General features: G+C 62.4%; 23 protein-coding genes and 1 tRNA gene. 15 read left to right on the forward strand and 9 right to left on the reverse strand.

Features of this window, described 5'->3' with window-relative positions:
- Positions 1-51 precede the first annotated feature (51 nt).
- The 7 genes from AKL02_RS20285 to nadC all read left to right on the forward strand — a co-directional run bounded on the left by AKL02_RS20285 (position 52) and on the right by nadC (position 6,356).
- A complete protein-coding gene (locus AKL02_RS20285) occupies positions 52-693 on the forward strand; it encodes a Maf family protein (RefSeq protein WP_232621680.1) in 642 nt (213 codons plus the stop codon).
- A complete protein-coding gene (locus tag AKL02_RS20290) occupies positions 690-1,529 on the forward strand; it encodes a shikimate dehydrogenase (RefSeq protein WP_083079496.1) in 840 nt (279 codons plus the stop codon). Before AKL02_RS20285 ends, AKL02_RS20290 begins: the two co-directional genes overlap by 4 nt.
- The gene (gene coaE, locus AKL02_RS20295; protein ID WP_083079497.1) at positions 1,526-2,125 is read left to right on the forward strand and encodes a dephospho-CoA kinase; all 600 of its coding nucleotides are present in this window, start codon (positions 1,526-1,528) and stop codon (positions 2,123-2,125) included. Before AKL02_RS20290 ends, coaE begins: the two co-directional genes overlap by 4 nt.
- On the forward strand, positions 2,118-2,816 hold the full coding sequence (dnaQ, locus tag AKL02_RS20300) for a DNA polymerase III subunit epsilon (protein ID WP_078541749.1): 699 nt from the start codon (positions 2,118-2,120) through the stop codon (positions 2,814-2,816). The genes coaE and dnaQ overlap by 8 nt, the downstream gene beginning before the upstream one ends.
- A gap of 102 nt (positions 2,817-2,918) precedes the next feature.
- A complete protein-coding gene (gene nadA / locus AKL02_RS20305; RefSeq protein ID WP_078570612.1) occupies positions 2,919-3,971 on the forward strand; it encodes a quinolinate synthase NadA in 1,053 nt (350 codons plus the stop codon).
- Positions 3,968-5,518 carry an L-aspartate oxidase gene (locus tag AKL02_RS20310; RefSeq protein ID WP_198453233.1) on the forward strand — a complete coding sequence of 517 codons (1,551 nt, stop codon included), beginning with the start codon at positions 3,968-3,970 and terminating at the stop codon, positions 5,516-5,518. The genes nadA and AKL02_RS20310 overlap by 4 nt, the downstream gene beginning before the upstream one ends.
- Before the next feature lies 1 nt (position 5,519).
- Positions 5,520-6,356 (forward strand): carboxylating nicotinate-nucleotide diphosphorylase, encoded by an 837-nt coding sequence (nadC, locus tag AKL02_RS20315; protein WP_083079501.1) that lies wholly within the window; start codon positions 5,520-5,522, stop codon positions 6,354-6,356.
- Positions 6,357-6,360: 4 nt separating this feature from the next.
- Here nadC and AKL02_RS20320 read toward each other — a convergent pair whose 3' ends face one another.
- The 8 genes from AKL02_RS20320 to AKL02_RS20355 all read right to left on the reverse strand — a co-directional run bounded on the left by AKL02_RS20320 (position 6,361) and on the right by AKL02_RS20355 (position 14,186).
- A complete protein-coding gene (locus AKL02_RS20320; RefSeq protein ID WP_083079503.1) occupies positions 6,361-6,846 on the reverse strand; it encodes an RNA pyrophosphohydrolase in 486 nt (161 codons plus the stop codon).
- A gap of 29 nt (positions 6,847-6,875) precedes the next feature.
- Positions 6,876-8,288, reverse strand: a complete 1,413-nt coding sequence (locus AKL02_RS20325) for a S41 family peptidase (protein ID WP_083079505.1) — start codon at positions 8,286-8,288, stop codon at positions 6,876-6,878.
- 2 nt (positions 8,289-8,290) lie between these two features.
- Positions 8,291-9,436 carry a murein hydrolase activator EnvC family protein gene (locus AKL02_RS20330; protein ID WP_083079507.1) on the reverse strand — a complete coding sequence of 382 codons (1,146 nt, stop codon included), beginning with the start codon at positions 9,434-9,436 and terminating at the stop codon, positions 8,291-8,293.
- Positions 9,433-10,956 carry a 2,3-bisphosphoglycerate-independent phosphoglycerate mutase gene (gene gpmI, locus AKL02_RS20335; protein ID WP_083079508.1) on the reverse strand — a complete coding sequence of 508 codons (1,524 nt, stop codon included), beginning with the start codon at positions 10,954-10,956 and terminating at the stop codon, positions 9,433-9,435. The genes AKL02_RS20330 and gpmI overlap by 4 nt, the downstream gene beginning before the upstream one ends.
- Before the next feature lie 70 nt (positions 10,957-11,026).
- On the reverse strand, positions 11,027-11,746 hold the full coding sequence (locus AKL02_RS20340) for a class I SAM-dependent methyltransferase (RefSeq protein WP_083079510.1): 720 nt from the start codon (positions 11,744-11,746) through the stop codon (positions 11,027-11,029).
- A 111-nt stretch (positions 11,747-11,857) separates the two neighbouring features.
- A complete protein-coding gene (gene rlmH, locus AKL02_RS20345; RefSeq protein ID WP_083079512.1) occupies positions 11,858-12,325 on the reverse strand; it encodes a 23S rRNA (pseudouridine(1915)-N(3))-methyltransferase RlmH in 468 nt (155 codons plus the stop codon).
- Between the two features lie 10 nt (positions 12,326-12,335).
- Positions 12,336-12,698 carry a ribosome silencing factor gene (rsfS, locus tag AKL02_RS20350; RefSeq protein ID WP_075776745.1) on the reverse strand — a complete coding sequence of 121 codons (363 nt, stop codon included), beginning with the start codon at positions 12,696-12,698 and terminating at the stop codon, positions 12,336-12,338.
- Between the two features lie 132 nt (positions 12,699-12,830).
- Complete coding sequence (locus tag AKL02_RS20355) at positions 12,831-14,186, reverse strand: mechanosensitive ion channel family protein (protein WP_083079514.1); 1,356 nt, start codon at positions 14,184-14,186, stop codon at positions 12,831-12,833.
- A 266-nt stretch (positions 14,187-14,452) separates the two neighbouring features.
- Here AKL02_RS20355 and leuC point away from each other — a divergent pair, with 266 nt between their 5' ends.
- The 5 genes from leuC to AKL02_RS20380 all read left to right on the forward strand — a co-directional run bounded on the left by leuC (position 14,453) and on the right by AKL02_RS20380 (position 19,265).
- Complete coding sequence (gene leuC / locus AKL02_RS20360) at positions 14,453-15,874, forward strand: 3-isopropylmalate dehydratase large subunit (protein ID WP_078541511.1); 1,422 nt, start codon at positions 14,453-14,455, stop codon at positions 15,872-15,874.
- Positions 15,875-15,886: 12 nt separating this feature from the next.
- Complete coding sequence (leuD, locus tag AKL02_RS20365; RefSeq protein WP_083079516.1) at positions 15,887-16,492, forward strand: 3-isopropylmalate dehydratase small subunit; 606 nt, start codon at positions 15,887-15,889, stop codon at positions 16,490-16,492.
- 126 nt (positions 16,493-16,618) lie between these two features.
- Positions 16,619-17,131, forward strand: a complete 513-nt coding sequence (locus AKL02_RS20370; protein WP_083079518.1) for an HdeD family acid-resistance protein — start codon at positions 16,619-16,621, stop codon at positions 17,129-17,131.
- A gap of 272 nt (positions 17,132-17,403) precedes the next feature.
- Positions 17,404-18,231, forward strand: a complete 828-nt coding sequence (locus tag AKL02_RS20375) for a hypothetical protein (protein WP_133052000.1) — start codon at positions 17,404-17,406, stop codon at positions 18,229-18,231.
- A gap of 65 nt (positions 18,232-18,296) precedes the next feature.
- A complete protein-coding gene (locus AKL02_RS20380) occupies positions 18,297-19,265 on the forward strand; it encodes an endonuclease/exonuclease/phosphatase family protein (protein ID WP_232621681.1) in 969 nt (322 codons plus the stop codon).
- On the opposite strand, the gene AKL02_RS20385 is transcribed toward AKL02_RS20380, so the two are convergent.
- Positions 19,229-20,149 (reverse strand): Rossmann-fold NAD(P)-binding domain-containing protein, encoded by a 921-nt coding sequence (locus AKL02_RS20385; protein WP_078602405.1) that lies wholly within the window; start codon positions 20,147-20,149, stop codon positions 19,229-19,231. The two genes, AKL02_RS20380 and AKL02_RS20385, sit on opposite strands and share 37 nt — an antisense overlap.
- Before the next feature lie 216 nt (positions 20,150-20,365).
- On the opposite strand from AKL02_RS20385, the gene leuB reads away from it, so the two are divergent.
- From leuB to AKL02_RS20400, 3 genes are all read left to right on the forward strand, one after another.
- Positions 20,366-21,469: a 3-isopropylmalate dehydrogenase gene (gene leuB / locus AKL02_RS20390; RefSeq protein WP_078541515.1), complete on the forward strand. Its 1,104-nt coding sequence runs from the start codon at positions 20,366-20,368 to the stop codon at positions 21,467-21,469.
- 116 nt (positions 21,470-21,585) lie between these two features.
- Positions 21,586-22,563, forward strand: a complete 978-nt coding sequence (locus AKL02_RS20395; protein ID WP_078522643.1) for a DMT family transporter — start codon at positions 21,586-21,588, stop codon at positions 22,561-22,563.
- 52 nt (positions 22,564-22,615) lie between these two features.
- A tRNA-Pro gene (locus AKL02_RS20400) sits at positions 22,616-22,692 on the forward strand.
- Positions 22,693-22,863 lie beyond the last annotated feature (171 nt).

Raw genomic sequence — 22,863 nt, forward strand, 5'->3', positions numbered from 1 at the left:
AATCTGCCATGAAACATGTCGATCCGGTGGAGTAATCCGCCGATCCGCGTTATGCCCAATTTGACCCCGAGACTTCTGCGCCCGCTTATCCACAAGTTCATGAACATCCTCCTCGCCTCCGCCTCAGAAATCCGCGCGCAGCTTCTCCGCAACGCTGGCCTGTCCGTGACCGTGGCGCCTGCGCGTATCGATGAAGACATGATCCGCCGGAGCTTGGAGGCCGAAGAGGCGAAGCCGCGCGATGTGGGGGACCTGCTTGCCGAGATGAAGGCGGCGAAGCTTTCGGCGCGCCACCCCGGGGAGTTGGTGATCGGCGCGGATCAGGTTCTCGAGCTCAAAGGCGCGGTGTTGTCGAAACCCGAGACGCCAGAAGACGCGAAATCGCAGCTACGCGCCCTCTCCGGCCAGACCCACAAGCTTCTCTCCGCGATGGTCGCGATCCGGGATGGCGAGCCACTTTGGCGGCATGTCGGCGAAGTGCGCCTCACGATGCACACGCTGTCGGAGCCGTTCATTGACGATTACGTCGCCCGCAACTGGGACAGCATTCGCTGGTCGGTCGGCAGCTACAAACTCGAGGAAGAAGGCGTCCGTCTTTTCTCCCGCGTCCAAGGCGACTATTTTGCCGTCCTGGGCCTTCCCCTGATCGAATTCCTGAACTGGCTTCACGCCCGAGGAGACTTCACGACATGACGGATCATCCGCGCATTCCCCTCGCTGGCGTCATTGGATCGCCGGTCGCGCATTCGCGCTCGCCGCTCCTGTTTCGGACGTGGTTCGCCGAATACGGGATCGACGGGTTCTACATTCCGATGGATGTGGCGCGAGATGATCTGGAAACCGTGCTGCGGACATTGCCGAAGGCGGGGTTCGTCGGGACCAATGTGACGATCCCACACAAGATCCGCGCGCTTGAGATCGCCGATGTCATTTCCGATCGCGCGGCACTGATCGGGGCCGCGAACACTTTGGTATTCCGTCCAGACGGAAAGATTTACGCTGATAATACAGATGGTTACGGTTTTATCGCTAATCTGCGGCAGAATGCGCCTAACTGGGATCCCAAGTCTGGCCCGGCCGCAGTTCTGGGCGCTGGCGGCGCTGCGCGCGCCATCGTCGCCTCGCTTCTTGAAAGTGGCGCGCCGGAAATCCGTATCTCGAACCGCACCCGGGCGCGTGCAGACGCGCTGCGTCAGGAGTTCGGCGCGCGTCTTGTCGTTTACGATTGGGTTCAGGCGGGCAATATGCTCGAAGATGCCACGACTGTCGTGAACACGACCTCGCTCGGCATGGTCGGCAAATCGGAATTCCGCGTTCCGCTCGATGCGTTGCGTCCCAGCGCGACCTGCTGCGATCTCGTCTACACACCTCTTAAGACGAAATTCCTCGCCGAGGCTGAAGATGTGGGATGTACCGTGGTCGATGGCCTCGGCATGCTTCTGCATCAAGCTGTCCCCGGGTTCGAGCGCTGGTTCGGCCAGCGCCCGGAAGTGACCGAAACTGTCCGCAACGCGGTGCTCGGGGCATGAGCAATCCTTTCCTGCTCGGGCTCACCGGCTCCATCGGGATGGGAAAATCCACGACGGCTGCGATGTTCGCCGAGGCGGGAATTCCCGTGTGGGATGCCGATCGAACAGTGCATGATCTTTACGCGAAGGGTGGTGCGGCCGTCGCGCCGATTGCCGCGGCCTTCCCGTCTGCGGTCAAGGATGGAGCGGTGGACCGGGCCGAGCTGAAAAAGCTGCTCGCCAGCGACGAAAAGACTCTAACCCGCCTTGAATCGATCGTTCATCCGCTCACCACGGCCTCGCGGAGCGACTTCATCGCCGCGCATCCGGAGGCGGATCTGATCCTTCTCGACATTCCGCTTTTGTTTGAGACCGGGGCTGACGCTGCTTGCGATGCAACGCTCGTGGTCACCGCCCCGGCAGAGGTTCAGCGCGCGCGTGTTCTCGAGCGGCCTGACATGACCGAGGCGCAGCTTGATTTCATTCTGTCGCGCCAGATGCCGGATGCGGAAAAACGACGTCGCGCAACCTTCGTGATCGAAACCCTCGATCTTGAGCAGACCCGCCAAGATGTGCGAAACCTGATTGCGAAGATCAGGGGTGAGCAAGATGCGTGAAATCGTTCTCGATACCGAAACCACGGGTTTCGAGCCGGGAGAAGGTGACCGGATCGTCGAGATCGGTGCGGTTGAGCTCTTCAACCACATGCCGACCGGTAACACCTATCACCAGTACATTAACCCCGAGCGGTCGATGCCCCAGGAAGCTTTTCAGGTGCACGGGCTGGGCGACGAATTCCTGTCGGATAAACCCAAATTCGCCCAGATTGGCCTCGATTTTCTGAATTTCATCGGCACGGACTCGGTCCTCGTGATCCACAATGCCAAGTTCGACATGAAATTCCTGAATGCCGAGCTTGGCTGGGCCGGAATGCCACTGATCCCGGATGATCGCGCACTCGATACGCTGGCAATGGCCCGGCGGAGATTTCCGGGCTCGCCCGCGACGCTCGATGCGCTGTGCCGCCGCTTCAGCATCGACAACTCATCGCGGACGCTGCATGGCGCGTTGCTCGATAGTGAAATTCTGGCCGAGGTTTATCTCGAGCTGATCGGTGGTCGGCAGCCGGGCTTCGGGCTGCAACCCGTTGAAACGGGACAGAAACGTCAGGCCGGAGCCAATCAAGACTGGCGTCCCAAGCCTCGCCCCGAGCCCCTGCCCCCGCGCTTGACTGCCGAGGAGGCCGAGGCGCATGCTGCCTTCGTAGCCCAGCTCGGCGAAGCCGCGATCTGGAACCGCTACGACTGAAAACGTCGGGTTTTCTGACATAATACGCAAGTTTTCCATTTAACCGAGCGTCAACCTCCCTTAAATCGGGGGCTTCTTAGGGAGAGAGCGGGAGGACCGTCCATGCTGGACCTGACCGAAATGCGTGCCACGCTGGCCGAGACGTACGATCTTGCGCCATCCATTGAGTTGGCAGAGGAAATGCGGGACATCCACGCAAAGATGGATCGCGTTATTCCCTTGCCAGATTTCGCGCGCTACGCGCCCTATATCCGCGCGATCAATCGTCTGAAAAAAGAGAAAAACGCGGTCATTCTCGCGCACAACTACATGACGCCGGAAATCTATCACGGCGTAGCAGATGTTGTGGGTGACAGTCTGCAGCTCGCCATCGAGGCCACGAAGGTTCAGGCCGGGACGATCGTCCAATGCGGCGTGCATTTCATGGCCGAGACGTCGAAGATCCTGAACCCCGCCAAGACTGTCCTGATCCCCGATATGAAAGCCGGTTGTTCGCTGGCGGAGTCGATCACCGCCGACGGTATCGCGGAGATGCGCGCCAAATATCCCGGTGCGCCCGTGGTAAGCTACGTTAACACGACCGCCGAAGTGAAAGCGGCGTCCGACATCTGCTGCACCTCGTCCAACGCTGCGCAGATCGTGCGTGCGATGGAGAGCGACACGGTCATCATGACGCCGGACCAGTATCTTGCGCAGAACGTGGCAAACGAGGTCCCCGAGAAGAATGTCGTCTGGTGGGAGGGCTCGTGTATTGTTCACGAGCAGTATACTGCCAAGGATATCAATGACTTCCGATCGATGCATCCGAATACACGGATCATCGCGCACCCCGAATGCCCGCCCGACGTCGTCGCGGCGTCGGATTTCTCGGGCTCGACCTCGGGCATCATCAACTACGTCGAAACCAACAAGCCGAAAGAGGCAATGTTGGTCACGGAATGCTCGATGGCGTCGAATATCGCCGATGCGTTGCCGGAAGTAGATTTTGTGGGTCCGTGCAATATGTGCCCCTACATGAAGAAGATCACGCTCGAAAAAATCCTGTGGTCGCTGCATACCGGGACCGAGGAAGTGATCGTCGATCCGCAGGTCGCCGAAAAGGCGCGCGTCGCGGTTGAGCGGATGATCGAGCTGTCCCGGACGCTCGCGAAGTGATCGAAACGCGACGGATCATCATCGTCGGCGCCGGTCTGGGGGCGCTTTATGCGGCGCTCAGCCTCGCACCCCGCCCCGTTCTCATCATCTCGCCGGAAACTTTGGGCGAAGGTGCATCCTCGGCTTGGGCCCAGGGCGGTGTCGCCGCCGCAATGTCGGTTGGCGACACGCCGGCTTCTCATGCGCGCGACACGATGATCGCCGGAGCAGGCACTGTTTCACCACAAATCGCGCATTTGGTGACCGAAGAAGCGCGTCAGCACATCCTTGCATTAACCGAACTCGGCACGCCGTTCGATCGTGATCCGGAGGGCGATTACGTGATGTCGCGCGAGGCGGCGCATAGCCACGCGCGCGTCGTTCGGGTGAAGGGCGATCAGGCCGGGCGCGAGATCATGCAGACGCTCGTGGCCGCGGTTCGGCAGACCCCATCGGTTCAGGTTCTCGAGGGCGTTTTGGCGACGCATCTGGAGACGGAAGACGGGCGCGTCACCGGCGTGTGGATCGAGCGCGCGTTCGAGCCCTCGGGGCCGGTGTTGATAAAAAGCCCGGCGGTCTTGCTGGCGGGCGGCGGGTCGGGTGGGCTGTTTGCCGTCACGACGAACCCGCCGCGCATTCGTGGGCAGGTGATCGGGATGGCGGCGCGCGCCGGGGCGCGGATCGCCGATCCGGAATTCGTGCAGTTCCATCCGACTGCGATCGCCAGTGGCGAAGACCCTGCCCCGCTTGCGACCGAGGCGCTGCGCGGTGAAGGCGCAACACTCGTTAACGCGGCTGGCGAACGCTTCATGCTTTCGGTTCATCCCGATGCCGAGCTTGCGCCGCGCGATATCGTGGCCCGGGCTGTGTATCTGGAACGCAAAGCCGGGCGCGAGCCCGCTCTGGATACGCGCGAAGCCCTTGGAGCCGAGGTTCTGACGCGCTTTCCGGCTGTGGCCGAAGCTTGTGAAAGGGCTGGAATAGACCCTGTTTCCGGCGTGATCCCCGTCGCGCCCGCCGCGCATTATCACATGGGCGGGATCGATACCGATACCGAGGGACGCAGTTCGCTCGATCGGCTTTGGGTCTGTGGCGAGGCGTCGTCGACCGGGCTTCACGGGGCGAACCGTCTGGCGTCGAACGGATTGCTGGAGGCCTTGGTCTTCGCGCGAATTTGCGCTGTCGGGATCGCCGCGGAGCTTGGGGAGATGCCCGACGTCGAAACGGTTAACCCAGATTTCCCGGAAGGCGATGTCCCGGTGAATGAGCCAGCCGTTCAGGTGCTGCGAAAAGCCATGACCGAAGGCGTCGGTGTCGTGCGCGATGCGGAGGGTTTGAAAGCCGCGCTTCGGGTCATTTCGCAGATCGAGGCGGAGGCTCGCACGGAAACGATGCGGAACATGACCGCGACGGCCACGTTGATTGCTGCGGCGGCCCTTGCGCGCGAGGAAAGCCGCGGGGGGCATTTCCGCTCGGATTTTCCGGAGATGAACCCGAAACTGGCGGAGAGAACGAAAATCACGCTGGAGGAGGCGCTGAAAATCCGCGCCGCAGCCTTGGAGGACTGACATGCTGCCCGATTTGCTGATCGAACCGATTGTCCGCGCCGCGCTGGTCGAAGACCTCTCGCCGATGGGCGACGCGACGACCAATGCGGTGATCCCGGCGGGCAAAACCTATTCCGCGCGACTGAAAGCGCGGGAAGAGGGCGTGGTTTCGGGGGTGCAGGTCGCGGCGATGGCGTTTCGGCTGGTCGATCCCACGCTGCGGGTGTCGATCCTGATCGCCGATGGCAATCCGTGCCAGGCTGGTGAGACTTTGCTGACGGTCGACGGATCGGCGGCGTCAATCCTGATGGCGGAGCGTGTGGCGCTGAATTTCGCGGGCCGTCTGAGCGGGATCGCCACGAAAACCGCAGGCTTTGTCGCGAAAACCGAAGGCGCCAAGGCCCGTATCACCTGCACCCGGAAGACGACGCCGGGGCTGCGCGTTCTGGAGAAGGCCGCAGTGACCCATGGCGGCGGTTTTAACCATCGTTACGGCCTGTCCGACGCGATCCTGATCAAGGATAACCATATCGCAGCGGCCGGTGGCGTGCGCGCGGTGCTGGAAGCGGCGAAAGCGGCGCGCAGCCACATGATGCGGATCGAGCTGGAAGTCGACACGCTGCGCCAGATGGAAGAAGCGCTGAAAATCGGCGGGGCCGATGTCATCCTGCTCGACAATATGGACAGCGCGGAACTGCGTGCAGCCGTGGCGCTGAATGCGGGTCGCGTGGTGCTGGAAGCCTCGGGAAACATGACGCTCGAGCGGATTGCCGAAGTGGCGGCGACCGGTGTGGATTACATCTCCTCCGGTGCACTCACCCATTCGGCCCGGACGCTCGATCTGGGCCTCGATTTCTGAGGTTTCAGCCGAGATAGTCTCTGAATTCGGCGCGAACGGCCTCATAGACCGAGCGTTTGAAGGGCACGATATTCTCAACCAGCTCGTCGAAGGACATCCACTGCCAGACCGAGAATTCGGGATGGTCGGTCCCGATCTGCACCTGATCGTCGGAGCCGAGGAAGCGCATCAGAAACCATTTCTGCTCCTGCCCGCGCCAGCGGCCGTTCCAGATCTTCGGCACAAGATCATGCGGCAGGTCGTAGCGCACCCAATCGGAGGTTTTCGCGACGATTTCGACGAGATCGGGGTTCACCCCGGTCTCTTCTTCCAGCTCGCGTAGGGCTGCTTCTTTCGGCTTCTCGCCTTTGTCGATCCCGCCTTGCGGCATCTGCCAGGCCGGGCCGGGATTGTCGATGCGCTGGCCCGCGAACACGAGGCCAGCGGGGTTCATCAGCACGACGCCGACATTGCGGCGGTAAGGAAGTTTAACGATCTCTTCGGGGGTCATATGAAAAAGGGGCCCGAAGGCCCCTTCCCTCAATTCTGCTGCGTGTCGGATTTGCCATCGGCGCTCGGCGCTTCGGCCTTCTGCGTCGAGGCGGTGTCCGCCTGCGTCTCGGGGGCGATGGCCGAGAGACCTTTGATCAGGTCGATCGCGTAGGACATCTGGAAGTCTTCCATCCGGCGCTTCGCGGCCTCTTCGGCTTTCGCGCGCTCGTCCTCGGCCTGCTGCTTCTCGTCCTCGGTCATCGAGTCGTTGGTGATCGCACCCTTCAGATCGGCCTCGGAGGTCATCTTGCGGGCGTTATCGCCTTCGGCCGCCTTATCCTCGGATTTCGGCTGATCGGGCTGCGGCACGACCACGTCGGGGGCGATGCCCAGCGACTGGATCGAGCGACCCGACGGCGTGTAGTAGCGCGCGGTGGTCAGACGCATCGCGCCTTCGCCCTGGATCGGCATGACCGTCTGGACCGAGCCTTTACCGAAGCTCTTGGTGCCGACGACGATCGCGCGGTGATGATCCTGCAGCGCACCGGTCACGATTTCCGACGCCGAGGCCGAGCCACCGTTGATCAGCACGACGATCGGCTTCCCGTCGGCCATATCGCCTGCGGTCGCGTTGAAACGCTCGCTATCCTGCGGGTTCCGACCGCGGGTGGAGACGATCTCGCCCTTGTCGAGGAACGCATCCGCCGTCTTGATCGCCTGCGTCAGCAGACCGCCGGGGTTGTTGCGCAGATCGACGATGAAGCCATCGACCTTATCCATGCCGCCGACTTCCTTGACCTGCTCCTTGATCGAGGATTCGAGGTTCGGGAAGGTCTGATCGTTGAACGTGGTGATGCGCAGGATGACGGTATCGCCGTCATGGCGCCCCTTCACGGCGGTCAGCTTGATCGTGTCGCGGGTCAGCGTGACGTCGAACGGATCCTGCTCGCCTTCGCGGACAATGGTGACGGTGATGTCCGAGCCGACCGGCCCGCGCATCTTGTCCACCGCCTGATCGAGCGGGATCCCCATCAGGGACTCGCCATCGACCGCGGTGATGAAATCGCCGGACTTGATGCCAGCCTCGGCCGCAGGCGTGCCGTCCATCGGCGAAACCACCTTCACGAAGCCGTCTTCCTGCGTGACCTCGATGCCGAGACCGCCGAAGGAGCCGCGCGTCTGCACGCGCATGTCGCTGTAGTCGGAGGGCGGCAGGTAGCTGGAATGCGGATCGAGCGAGCTGAGCATGCCGTTGATTGCGGCTTCGATCAGCTTCTTGCTATCCACCGGCTCAACATAGTCCTGGCGAATTTTCTCGAAAATGTCGCCGAACAGGTCCAGCTGCTGGTAGACGGTCTCGTTGCGTTTCGTTTCTTCGGCCATCAGCGGCGCCGCGACTTGCGTGGACAAAAGCGCCCCCGCGAGCGTGCCGCCAACCGCTGCCATCATGAACTTTTTCATACTCAACCCTTGTCGTCTTTTGTCTGGATGAACCACGGCGTCGGGTTCACGGGCTTACCGCCCTCTCTCAGTTCCAAATAAAGCGTCTCGCTGCGATCTGCACCAGCGCCATCTGTCGCCGCCTGCACGAATTCCTTGCCGAATTCCTTCGCTCCCGGCTGAATTCCGCCCATCAAACCAATGGGCGTGCCCTTTGGCAGCACGTCTCCGACCTCACCATAGACGGTTCCGAGGCCCGCAAGAACCAGAAGATATCCATCTGCGGGTTCGAGAACCATCACATTTCCGTAGTCGAGCAACGGACCACGGTAGCGAATTGTCGCAGCCCAGGGCGTTGTGACCAGCGAGCCCGGCTCACTTGCGATCACGAGGCCGGGACGTTTGATCCCTGCCGCATCGGGCTCGTTGAAGCTCCGCAGAACCGAGCCGATCACCGGCAGATTCAGCGTGCCTTTCGCGCCCGCGAAATCGCCGCGCGGCGGGCCGATATCGTTTTCCATGTCGCTCAGGCCCGTCGCGAAACCTTCGAGCGTATCGGCGCTTTGCACCAGCGCGGTCAGCTCCTCGGGCTCTTCGAGATAGCGCTGCGGCAGCTTCTCGCGGCGTTCGGAGATCGCCTCGGACAGCGCGGTGCGGGCCTTGGTCACCGAAACCATCCCCGCTTCCAGCGTCTCGCGCGCGTTTTCCTGCAGCTTGCGGAGCGTCGCGATCTCCTCGAGGTGGACGCTCAGCTTCTGCGCCTCTTCCTGCAAGGCAGGCGCGACCGAAGACAGCACCATTCCCGAACGAGCGGAGCCTTCGGGGCCAGACGGATGCAGCAGCAAAAGCGGCCCGTCGGACTGCTGCATCGTCGACATCACGGCCAGCAATCCGCCAAGCTCCTCGCGTTTCGCGTCGAACCCTTGCTTGATCTCGCGCTCGCGGATCGCGGCCCGGCGCAACCCGTCGCGCAGCGCGCTCAGCCCTTGCTCATAGGCGTGGATCGTTTTCGTCAGCGCCGCGATGCGGTCGGATTTCGACTGCGCCGCGTCCAGCGCGGTGATCGCTTTGCGCAGATCGGCCGAGGCCTTGAGTGCGGCGTCGCCCGATCCGTCCGCCCAAAGCGGCCCGGCCGAGATTAGAAGGGCTGCGAGTGCGGCACGGATCACGATACGATCAGGCTCTTTCCGGTCATTTCCTCGGGCTGCTCGATCTGCATCAGCTCCAGCAGCGTCGGCGCGAGATCCGCAAGCCGACCTTCGCGCAGCTTGGCGCCTTCCGGTCCGCCGACCAGCGAGACCGGAACGAGGTTCGTCGTATGCGCGGTATGCGGTCCGCCGGTTTCCGGATCGATCATGGTTTCGCAGTTGCCGTGATCGGCGGTGATGATCATCGCGCCACCCGCCGCCTCCAGCGCCTCGACGACGCGGCCGATATCGTGGTCGATCTCTTCCACCGCCGCGATCGCCGCCTCCAGCGAGCCGGTATGGCCGACCATGTCGGGATTGGCGTAGTTCACGATGATCAGGTCGTACCCGGTTTCGATCGCCTCGACGAATTTGTCGGTGACTTCCGGTGCGCTCATCTCGGGCTGCAGGTCATAGGTGGCGACCTTGGGCGATTTCGGCATGTAGCGATCTTCGCCTTCCCACGGCTCTTCCTTGCCGCCGTTGAGGAAGAAAGTCACATGCGGGTATTTCTCGGTCTCGGCCAGGTGAAACTGGCTAAGCCCTTGTTTCGAAATCCATTCGCCGAGCGTATTGACGATCTCGCGCTTCGGATAGGCGGTCTTCATATAGGCGTTATGCTTGTCGGAATACTCGACCATCCCCAGCATCGCCGCCCATTTCGGACGCGGGCCGGTCTCGAATTCCGAGAAATCCGGCTCGCCGATCGCCCGCAGGATTTCACGAGCGCGGTCGGCGCGGAAATTGAGACAGAAGAACCCGTCGCCATCCTTTGCGCCGTCGTAATCGCCGATCACGGTGGGCTTGATGAACTCGTCCATTTCTTTCTTGTCGTAGCTGGCCTCGACCGCAGCGACGGGAGTGTCGGCCCCCTGCCCTTTGCCGTTGATCATCGCGTCATAGGCAAGGCCCACGCGCTCCCAGCGGTTGTCGCGGTCCATCGCGTAGTAGCGGCCATCGACGGTGACGACCGTGCAGCCTTCGGGCAGCCGGTCGCAAAGATCGGAGACGAACTTTTTGGCGCTATCGGGTGCCACATCACGCCCGTCGGTGATCGCGTGGATCAGCACGGGAACGCCCGCCTCCGAGACCATCTTCGCCGCGGCGAGCGTATGTTCGATATGGCCATGCACGCCACCATCCGAGATGACGCCCATCAGATGAGCCCGCCCGCCGCTCTCTTTCATCGTGTCGATGAAGGAGAGGATCGCCTCGTTCTTGAAGAAAGACCCGTCCTCGATCGCCAGATCGATCTGGCCCAGATCCATAGCCACCACCCGGCCTGCGCCGATATTGGTGTGGCCGACCTCGGAATTGCCCATCTGACCGCTCGGCAGCCCGACATCGGGGCCGAAGGTCACCAGCGTCGATTTCGCCGGGTTGTTCCACAGGACGCGGTCGAGGTTCGGGGTATCGGCCAGCAGGGGCGCGTTGCCTTCGCGCTCCTTTCGCTCGCCAAAGCCATCGAGAATGCACAGGACGACGGGTTTCGGGCGGGTCATGGCGGCCTCCTAATCTGTTGCCCCCTCATACGCCTCGCAAGCCGTCGCGGCAACCGGGGGCGTTGGCGGCTCAGGCCTGGAACATAATCCGCCGGGCTTTCTTCTCGTAGCTGAGGATTTCGGTCTGTCGCGTAGCCGCGATCAGCGACGAAAGCGCCTCATCGGGCTTTTGTATGTAGCGCCGACGCAGGTCCAGCACGACCGCGCCGCCATCCCGGATCACCCGCATCATAAGGTCGAGATAGTCGCCGATCGGGTAATGGAAACCGCAGGAAATCAGGCTGGTGACCAGATCGCCCGTGACCCCCTCCAGAGCATCAGGCTGCTTGACGGGGTTGAGCGTCTCGACCGCATGGGCGCCATTGTCGCGCAGAAACGCCGCCGCCGCGTCGAGCGAAGCATAGCCCGCTCCGGTATCGCTCCAGAAATGGTATTGCTCCGGGGTTTCCTCGATATCGATCAAGGTCACGGCGCAATCGTAATCTTTGATCAGCAGCGCGTCGTTGAGACCCTGACCGCAGCCGATGTCGATCACATGGGTCGGTCGGCGACCGGTTTCCTCGAGCGCCTTGCGCAGCGGGAGATACTCGGTGAAGACCTCGGCGAGCGCCCCGCGGAAAATCTCCTCGTTGCGGGCCTCGACTTCTTCCAGCGCGGGCCCCCTGTCGCCAGCTTCCCAGGCTTTGCGCGCGGTGCCGGAAATCTGGCGCGTGCGCTGGAAGCCCATCAGCATCATCGCCTCGCGGGAAATGGACGCGCCGGAAATATTCATGTCGCGAAGTGTATTCATGGAGCCTGACCCGCTGGACATCATTTTCTGACGCAGCGTAACGTTGCCGCGAAACGGCGCAAGCCGTTGATGAGAGCCCAGGTTAAAATGGCACAGGTTAAGATGTGCTGATCAGACGCGGTGATAGGGGGTGCCGGCGATGATCTGGCCGGCGCGGTAGATCTGTTCGGTCAGCATGACGCGGGCCAGCATATGCGGCCAGACCATCTTGCCGAAGGAGATCGAGAACTCGGCGCGGCTGCGCAGGGACGGATCGATCCCATCTGCGCCGCCGATCACGAAAGCTACATCGCGCGCCTGATCGCGCCAGCCTTGCAGCTTCGTGGCAAATTCGGGCGATGAGATCAGGCTGCCGCGCTCGTCGAGCGTGACGATCACCGATCCGTCGGGAATGGCGCGGCTCAGCAGGTCTGCCTCCGCGCCCTGCCCCAGGCCCTTCTTGTCTTCGACTTCAACGACGGAAGCCGGGCCGAGCCCGAAGGCGCGCCCGGATTTCTCGAAGCGTTTCAGGTAGGCGTCGATCAACTCGCGTTCGGGCCCCTTGCGCAAGCGGCCCACCGCGCAGATCGTGATCTTCATGCAGCCGAACTCAGACGGGGGCGCCCGCAGGCATCCACATCTTTTCCAGCTGATAAAACTCGCGCACTTCCGGGCGGAAGACGTGAACGATGACGTCGGAGCTGTCGATCAGCACCCAGTCGCCCTGATCCTTGCCCTCAACTTTGCAAGCCCGGTCGAATTCGTGCTTCAGCCGCTCGGTCAGGTTCTCGGCGATGGCGCTGACCTGACGCGTACTGCGCCCGGAACAGACAACCATATAGTCACCGATCGAGGACCGACCGCGCAGGTCGATGGTCACGATATCTTCGGCCTTGTCGTCTTCGAGGGAAGAAATGACGCGCGCGAGGATTTCTTCGCTCGTCGCTTCGGCATTGACGGCCCGTGTATTCATGGCCGCTGCCTTTGTGCCGGCATCACTCGGCACGATGGAAAGATGAGACAGGACATGGTCCTCCAGATGTTACGCACCGAAATGGCCCCGGCGCTGGACGTCCTCCGAAAATAGCATCCCGAAGGTTCAATTTCAATTTTCATGCGGCGAATTTTCGCTATGCGTTTCCGGCCCGGGTTGCAAGTCCAGTTGCGAACCTTCGAGCAAACGCACTTCGCGCTGCGGGAACGGGATCGAAATGCCGTTCGCCTTGAACGTATCCCATAGTGCGAGAAAGACCTGCCCGCGCACGTTCGTCAGCCCTTCGACGGGGTCCGTGATCCAGAACCGCAGAAGATAATCGACCGAACTGTCCCCGAACCCGGTCACGTGACACACGGTCGGTCGGTTCTTCAAAACGCGGGTCACCGATTGCGCGGCCTCTACCGCCAGCTTGCGCACCACGTGCGGGTCGTCGTGATAGGAGGTGCCGAAGGGCAGGTCGATACGCACGAATTCATTGGAATGGGACCAGTTGACGACCTGCCCGGTGATCAGGTCCTCGTTCGGGATCAAGTACTCCTTGCCGTCGCGCGTAACGACCGAGACGTAGCGCGCGCCCAGCGAATTGATCCAGCCGAAGGTCTCGCCAAGGCTGATCACGTCGCCGGGCTTGATCGACTTATCCAGCAGGATGATCACGCCCGAGACGAGGTTCGACACGACTTTCTGCAGACCGAAGCCGAGGCCCACGCCGATCGCACCGGACAGAACGGCAAGCCCGGTCAGGTCGAAGCCCACCGCTTTGATCCCGATGAACAGCGCCGCGCCATAGAGCACGACCTGCATCACCTTGATGACCAGCTCCGACATTGAGGGGCTGATATCCTCGTTGGTGCGCAGCCGCACCGAGGTCTGCCCCGAGATGATCCGCGCGACCGACAGCAGGATCGTCGTCAGCACCAGCGCTTTGAGAACGCCGTAGGCCGTAATCCGGAAATCCCCGAATTCGACCGCCGTCCCGTTCAGAAGCCGCACGGTCTCGTCCCACAGCCCGAGGTAATAAAGCGTCACCCAGATCCACGCGCCCCAGCGCACGATGCGGCGCAGAAGCGCGTTGCGGATCAGTCGCGCGACGAGGCCCACGACCAGCCATGCCGTGACCAGCGTTGCCACCAGCACCACGAGGAAGCGCCAGGAATAAAAGCCTTTGGTCGCCTCGAGCACGAAGACCGACGCCCAGGCGAGAAGAACGAAGAGGAAGCCGCGCAAACGTTGCCGGAACAGGATCAGCAGCCGAAGCTGGCGGGTCGAAAGCTCGCGCCGACGTCCCCAGTCATCGACTTTCGGGGCAAGCCAGATCCGCCCGAGATGGGCCAGCGCGAAACATGCCGCGATGATCCCGAACTGCCAAAGCCGCGAGGGCAGCACGATCGAATTGAGGAAGATTTCGATCTGGGCCCAGATCGAAGCCAATATCTTGACGATGTCCCCATTCGCGAAATCCATGAAAATGACGTTAGCCCGGTTTTGCGATCAGTCCAAACACGGACTCTTCGATTGCCTCAGAGACGGATTCGCCGTATTTAGCGCCCCATGACACTCGTTTTCGACATGGATGACCGCGCCCGCCTTCGCGAGCGCTTCTACGGCGAAAGCCGCTCGGTGCTGGCACGACTTTGATGCTCCGCGCCTGCGGGCGCATATCTGCGCCTGCTGTCCCATGTCTGACAAACGGCCGTTTTTAGGCCAGCCATCCAAAGAAAGTGAGAGCCATGTCTGCTCCGAAGACCCTCTATGACAAGATCTGGGACGCGCATGTCGTGTCCGAAGACGAAGACGGCACCAGCCTGCTCTATATCGACCGTCACCTCGTCCACGAAGTGACCTCGCCGCAAGCCTTCGAAGGGCTGCGCATCGCGGGCCGCAAGGTGCGCGCGCCGGAGAAAACCATCGCCGTTCCGGATCACAACGTGCCGACCACGCTCGACCGCGCCAAGGGGATCGAGAACGAGGAAAGCCGGATTCAGGTCGACGCGCTCGACAAGAACGCCAAGGATTTCGGGGTGAACTATTACCCGGTCTCCGACGTGCGTCAGGGCATCGTCCACATCGTCGGCCCCGAACAGGGCTGGACCCTGCCGGGCATGACCGTCGTCTGCGGCGATAGCCACACCGCGACCCATGGCGCGTTCGGCGCGCTCGCCCACGGCATCGGCACTTCGGAAGTGGAGCACGTTCTGGCCACCCAGACGCTGATCCAGTCGAAGTCGAAGAACATGAAGGTCGAGATCACCGGCAAGCTGCGTCCGGGCGTCACCGCCAAGGACATCACGCTGTCGGTCATCGGCGCGACCGGCACCGCCGGCGGCACCGGCCATGTCATCGAATATTGCGGCGAAGCGATCCGCGATCTGTCGATGGAAGGCCGCATGACCGTCTGCAATATGGCGATCGAAGGCGGCGCGCGCGCAGGCCTGATCGCCCCGGACGAGAAGACGTTCGAGTATGTCAAAGGCCGGGCCCATGCTCCGAAAGGCGCGCAATGGGAAGCGGCTCTGCATTGGTGGAAGCAGCTCTACACCGATGAAGGCGCGCATTTCGACAAGGTCGTCACCATCAAGGCCGAAGAGATCGAACCCGTCGTGACCTGGGGCACCTCGCCCGAGGACGTGCTGCCGATCTCGGGCTCTGTCCCCGCGCCGGAAGACTTCAAAGGCGGCAAGGTCGAAGCGGCCAAGCGTGCGCTCGACTACATGGGCCTCGAAGCTGGCACCAAGCTGACCGACATCAAGATCGACGTGGTCTTCATCGGGTCCTGCACCAACGGCCGGATCGAGGATCTGCGCGCCGCCGCCGAAGTCGTCAAAGGCCGCAAGCTGGCCGATGGCGTCCGCGCGATGGTCGTGCCGGGCTCGGGTCTCGTGCGGGCTCAGGCGGAGGAAGAAGGTCTGGACAAGATCTTCCTCGATGCCGGTTTCGAATGGCGCATGGCGGGCTGCTCGATGTGTCTCGCGATGAACCCCGACCAGCTGGCCGAGGGCGAGCGTTGCGCATCGACCTCGAACCGGAACTTCGAAGGGCGTCAGGGCTACAAGGGCCGCACCCATCTGATGAGCCCGGCCATGGCCGCCGCAGCTGCTGTCACCGGTCATCTGACCGATGTGCGCAAGCTGATGGAACTGGAAGACGCGTAAGGAGCGACGAGAATGGAAAAGTTCGAAAAAGTTACCGGGATCGCCGCCCCCATGCCGCTGGTCAATATCGACACCGATATGATCATCCCCAAGGGCTTCCTGAAGACGATCAAGCGCACCGGGCTCGGCGTGCATGCGTTCGACGAGATGCGCTACGATCGTCAGGGCAACGAGAACCCGGACTTCGTGCTCAACAAGCCGCAATATCGCGAAGCGCAGATCCTGATCGCGGGCGATAACTTCGGCTGTGGCTCCTCGCGTGAGCACGCCCCGTGGGCGCTCGCCGACTTCGGCATCAAGGTGATCGTTTCGACCTCCTTCGCCGACATCTTCTACAACAACTCGTTCAAGAACGGGATGCTGCCGATCGTGCTTCCGCAGGAGCAGGTCGACATGCTGATGAAGGATGCCGAAAAGGGCTCGAACGCGCGGATGACCGTCGATCTCGAGAACCAGGAGATCACGACCTCGGAAGGCGAGACGATCAAGTTCGACGTCGACGCCTTCAAGAAGCACTGCCTGCTCGAAGGTCTCGACGATATCGGCCTGACGCTGGAGAAGGCCGCGGCCATCGACACGTTCGAGATGCAGATGCATCAAGCGCGTCCCTGGGTGTAACCCACGACGCCATAGCGAAATGAAAAGCCGCTCCGACCGGGGCGGCTTTTTACATGAGAGGGGGGCGCGGGAACCCGGCGCTCGTGGTAGGGTTCATCATTTGACGTAGATCGAGAGGATGATGCGATGCGCGTTTCGACCCTGTTTCTGGTGACCGGCCTCGTGCTGATCGTTCTCGGCGTTGCGGCCATCACGAATCCCTTCGCGACCTCGCTGGCCCTGACCACCTTCGTCGGCATCCTGTTCCTGATCGCCGGGGTCGTGCAGGCGTGGCTCGCCTTCAACGACCGCGACGGGGCGCATCGGGCGTGGCATGCGCTGATCGCACTTCTCAACATCGTCGTCGGCGTCTGGCTGATGGCCGATCCGATGTCCGGCACGGTGTCGCTCGCGGCGGTGGTCGGTGTTCTCTTCCTGCTGATGGGCGCGCTGCGCTTGCTCCTCGGTCTGCGCCTTGCCGGGCCGCGCCTGCGGTGGATGCTGGTCCTGTCGGGCGCGGTTTCGATCCTGATCGGCGTGCTGATCTTCTCCGCATTCGATCAGATAGCGACGCAAATCCTTGGACTATTGCTAGGAATCCAGTTGCTGGCGGATGGTGTCGGGCTTGCCGCACTTGGCTTTGCCAATCGCGACTCCTGAGGGTTTTTGAGGCGCTAACCCCTTGATCCACAAAATATGGTTTCGCCTCCTAGGTTGCCACATTTTTGCACCTTTGTTGATGCAATGTCGCACCAGGTCTTCCAAGAAAATGCCTTAATGCGGCACAGAGTCTGAAAACACTATTTGCTTGGATCGGGAACTTGGGCAAAATCATGGCAAGTTTGAGGCAGCGCGTCACAGTCGGCGCGCGTCTTGCGGGTAAAAGGATCGGCAATGTACCGCATCCGACCGCAGGGAAGGGTAGGGTAACTGTGTTCTCACGTCTCTCAGGGGCGCTTGTTCGCGCGATCCTCGTCGCGGTGGTGATCTGCACCCCCGCGCTCATTCTGCCTGATACAAGTAGTGACACCGCACAGATCGTGGCGCTTATGGCGCTGTTCGGTTTCGCGCTGACCCTTTTCGAATATGCTTCCGTTTATCCCGGCTTGATCGAGTTTCGCGATGCGCCGCCCTTCAACCGCATCCGCTTCATGTCGCTGTTCCTGACGGTTCTGCTGCTCTCGCTGGCGGTGCAGTCGCAGTATCATGCCTCGACGCTGACCCGGCTGATCGAGGTTCTGGGCACGACCGTCGCCAGCTCCATCGACGTGCCTTACAGCCCCGTTCGCCTGCTGCAACTCGCGCTGCCGGCGGATGCCTCACTGCATCAGGTCGCGCTGGTGCGCACCGCTGCGGGGATGGCCTACCTGATCTCGCTGCTGACCCTTGGCTATTTCGTCATCGTCATGCGGATCATGGGCTGGCCGCAGGCGCATACGAAATTCAACGTCTGGGTCAATCTGCCCACCTTCGACCCGACCGCAGGCGGCGACGTAGTCGAGCGTCTGCGCCGCGATTCCTGGTTCAACATTGCGCTGGGCTTCCTTTTGCCCTTCCTTATTCCGGCGGTGCTCAAACTCGTCTCGGTCAGTTTCGTGATCGTGACGCTCGAAGTGCCCCATACGATGATCTGGATGGTGACGGCATGGGCCTTCCTTCCCGCAAGCCTGTTCATGCGCGGCATCGCGCTGGCGCGGGTGGCGCAAATGATCGAAAACAAGCGTCTCGCTTCCGGGGCGAGCGACTACTTGCCGGCCTGATCGCGGCGTTTCTGGCGCTGCCTGCCGCGGCAGAGAGCCTGCGCGTGGCGACATGGGATGCCGGGTTGTCTCGCCGGGGTCCGGGGCTTTTGCTGAAAGATATCCGCAACGACACAGCGCAGGTCGCGGCTGTGTCCAGCATCGTCGATGCGATCGCGCCGGATGTGCTTTTGCTGACCGGGATCGACTGGGACTATGACGGGCAGGCGCTGGCCGCGCTGAATGAGACTTTTGCGCAGCCCTATCCGCATCTCTTCGCGCCGCGTCCCAATAGCGGCTGGCCGAGCGGGGCCGATCTCGATGGCAACGGCAAGCTTGGTGAAGCGCGCGATGCCCAAGGTTACGGACGGTTTCCGGGGCAGGGCGGTCTGGCGCTACTGTCGCGCTACCCGATTGAGGTCGACCGCGCGCGCGAATTCTCCGCGATGCTGTGGAAGGACCTACCCGACGGGCAAAGCGCAGGGGCGGATTTTTCACCCGAAGCGCTGGCAGTGCAGCGTCTCAGCTCGACCGCGCATTGGGATGTGCCGCTCCAACTGCCTTCGGGCGAGCCGCTGCATCTTTTGGCCTTCGCCGCGACGCCACCGGTTTTCGACGGACCCGAGGATCGCAACGGGCGCCGCAATCGTGACGAGATCGCCTTCTGGCTCCGGTATCTGGATGGGGAACTCGACGCGCTGCCGCCCGAAGCGCCGGTGATCCTGCTAGGCGACGCCAATCTCGATCCGAAGGACGGGGAGGGGCGGCGTGATGCGCTCGATCTGCTGCTGAACGGCCCGAATCTGCAAGACCCGCAGCCGCGCAGCGATGGCGCGAGGTTGGCCGCCGATCCCATGCATGAAGGCGATCCGGGCCTCGATACCGCCGATTACGACGGACCGGGCAATCTGCGGCTCGATTACGTTCTGCCGTCGACCGATTTGCAAGTAGAGGCGGCGGGCGTCGTCTGGCCGAAGCCGGGCGCGCCCCTGGCGGAGGCGGCCGCAGCCGCCTCGCGTCACAAGATGGTGTGGCTCGACATCGCATTGCCCTGATCGGGTACGACCTTGAGGCCTCGGATATAGAGATGTTCGAACACCACCCGCTGCAGCGTCTTCGGCGTGAATTCCGGGAAGCGCGCGTGGAAATCGGTGCCGTCGATCTCGTGGCTCATGTCGAACAGGTAGCGCATTTCGCGCAGCTCGCGTGCCAGCTCCCATGCGGGCGAGGCAAGCAGCAGCGCCGTCCACGGGAATTTCTTGATCGAGATGTCGCGCCCCATCTGACTCGAGAATTCCTCGGCCAGTTCACGTGCGGAGAACCGGGTGCCGGGGAACCCGAGATCGAGCAGCCCGGGCGTGTGATCTTCGGTCTCGGCCAGTTGCACGGCGATCCGGGTCATATCCTCGAGATCGGCATAGACGCGCTGTGCATCGGGCTTGCCGAGCGCGGTGATCTTACCCTTGCGCAAATCCTTCAGCATCACCCGGTTCATCAGCGTGTCGGGTGACTCGGCATTCAGGAAATCTCCGCCGCGCAGGATCACGACCGAACGGCCCTCTTCGGCATGGGCGCGGTAGCGCGCCTCCATCTCGGCGCGGATCTTGCCCTTGCGGGTGCAGGCGTGATGCGGGGTCGATGCGCTCCACGGAGACGGCTCGCGCCCGTAGACATAGACATTGCCCGGCACCATCACCGATGCCCCGCTGTCGCGCGAGGCGGCCAGAACCTGCTTGGTGATCTGGGGGATCTGGTTCGCCCAGTCGTGGTAATTCGGCGGGTTCATCGCATTCACGATCCACCGCGCGCCGCGCGCTGCGATAGCCATGTCGGTGCCCCGGCGATAGCGATCGACGTCCCAGCCAGCGGCCCTGAAGGACCGTGCCGCAGCAGATCCGAACAAACCGCCCATTCCCAGGATCAGTACCCTGCGATTCATTTCGCCCTCATGTGTCGTCTGCCTGCTCTAAACTCTAGCATGCGCTCATACGCGTGCGGGGGCCACTCGCCAACCACTCGATCCGCAAAAGCCCGCCGAAGCCTCGGCAACCGCTTGCCGATCGTCCAGACACGGTTTCGCGACCTGTGCCGCTTGACCAAGGGACGGGCAGGGGATACGCCCTTCGAGACCCTGTTTTCTTGGGAGATTATCCTCATGTCCAACCCCTCCATCCTCATCCTGCCCGGCGACGGGATCGGCCCCGAAGTCATGGCCGAGGTTCGCAAAGTCATCGACTGGTACGGTGCCAAGCGCGATCTCGCCTTCGATGTCAGCGAAGACCTCGTCGGCGGTGCGGCCTATGACAAGCACGGCGTTCCGCTGGCCGATGAGACGATGGCGAAGGCGCAGGAAGTGGACGCGGTTCTGCTCGGCGCAGTGGGCGGTCCGAAATACGACGTGCTCGACTTCTCTGTGAAGCCCGAGCGCGGTCTGCTGCGCCTGCGCAAGGAGATGGACCTGTTTGCGAACCTGCGCCCCGCGCAATGCTTCGATGCGCTGGCAGATTTCTCCTCGCTGAAGAAGGACGTGGTTGCAGGCCTCGACATCATGATCGTGCGCGAACTGACCTCGGGCGTCTATTTCGGCGAGCCGCGCGGCATCTTCGAGGAAGGTAACGAGCGTGTGGGCATCAACACCCAGCGCTACACAGAGTCCGAAATCGAGCGCGCCGCCCGCGCTGCGTTCGAGCTGGCGATGAAGCGCAACAAGAAGCTCTGCTCGATGGAGAAAGCCAACGTGATGGAGTCGGGCATCCTCTGGCGCGAGGTCGTGACCCGCGTCGGCGAGGAATACCCCGAAGTCGAACTGAGCCACATGTATGCCGATAACGGCGCGATGCAGCTCGTGCGCGCGCCCAAGCAGTTCGACGTGATCGTCACCGACAACCTGTTCGGCGACATCCTGTCCGATTGCGCGGCGATGCTAACCGGTTCGCTCGGGATGCTGCCCTCGGCAAGCCTCGGCGCGCCGATGGCGAACGGTCGCCCGAAAGCGATGTACGAGCCCGTCCACGGTTCGGCCCCCGACATTGCGGGGCAGGGCAAGGCCAACCCGATCGCCTGTATCCTCAGCTTCGCAATGGCGTTGCGCTACAGCTTCGATCAGGGCGACGAGGCGACCCGTCTGGAAACCGCGATCGAGAAAGTGCTGGCCGATGGCGTGCGCACCGCGGACCTGATGGGCCCCGAAGGCGGCACCCCGGTCTCGACCTCGGAGATGGGCGACAAGATCATCGAAGCGCTCGACGCCTCGCTCTGATCCACGAGACAAGTTTTGTGAAAAGCGCGGGCGCAAGCTCGCGCCTTTTTCATGCCGCGGCCTTGCAACTCCCGAACATCCGCTCAAGATGTGAGCGATAACACCGGGAGCCTCCCATGCCCGATTTCGGCGGAAAATCAAACGCACGCGGTGCGTCCCTCGGCCTGACCTCGATGGCGATTTTCGCCACGCATGACGTCATCATCAAACATCTGGGCCAGACCTATTCGCCGGTTCAGATCGTGTTCTTCGCGGCGCTCCTGTCTTTCCCCCTGCTCTCGGTGATCCTGCTGAACGACAAGCGCGGGGGAAGCTTGCGCCCGGTTCATCCCGGCTGGGTCGTCGGTCGGGTCTTTACTACCGTCGTCACCGGGCTCTGCGCATTCTACGCCTTCTCGACCCTGCCGCTCGCGCAGGTCTATCCGCTCCTCTTCGCGATGCCGCTCTTGGTTACCGTCTTCTCGATCCCGATCTTGGGCGAGAAGGTCGGTATTCACCGCTGGGCCGCTGTCATCCTAGGCCTGATCGGCGTGGTGATCGTGGTGCGCCCCGGTCAGGCGGATCTCGCACCCGGCCATTTCGCGGCGATGACGGCGGCGGTCACCGGTTCTCTGGCCTCGGTGATCGTGCGCAAGATCGGCTCGGAGGAGCGCTCCGTTGTGCTGCTGCTCTCGCCGCTTCTGGGCAACGTGATCGTCATGGCGATCCTTCTGCCCTTCGTCTGGCAGCCGCTGCAGATCGGCGATCTCGGCCTCATGGCGGTGATCGCGATCTTCGGCCTGACCGCCTCCTTCCTGCAAATCCTCGCCTATCGCGCGGGCGAGGCCGCCATCGTCGCGCCGATGCAATATTCGCAGATCCTCTGGGCGGTCTTCTACGGCTGGATCATCTTCCACGAGAGCGTGGACATCCCGACGCTTGTCGGCGCGGGCGTGGTGATCCTGTCCGGCATCTACATCGTCATCCGCGAGACGCGTGTCTCCGAGAACCAGCCGGTGCTGCGCACAAGGGGCCGGTCGGAAACCGTCACCGCCCCGCGATCGTCGCTTCTGGGTCGCGTTTTGGGCCTTCGTGCACGCAATTCAAGAAGCTGACTCAGACCCCCTTGCAAAACCCTGCACAAGCGGCTAATTCCCCGCCCACGGTCGGAGCGTAGCGCAGCCTGGTAGCGCACCTGCTTCGGGAGCAGGGGGTCGGAGGTTCGAATCCTCTCGCTCCGACCATTTTCCCGATTTCCCCTGATTTCTTGGCTTACAGCGATGTCGCTGGCCTTTCGGGCCGTGCTTTGGCACAACTTTCCCGAAGCAATGAAGGCAGGGCGAATGCAGGTCGAACCAACTCCACTCAGCGGCGTTCTCGTGATCACCCCGAAGCGATTCGGCGATCACCGCGGA

This window comes from Thioclava electrotropha, from assembly GCF_002085925.2.
Lineage (GTDB): Bacteria > Pseudomonadota > Alphaproteobacteria > Rhodobacterales > Rhodobacteraceae > Thioclava > Thioclava electrotropha.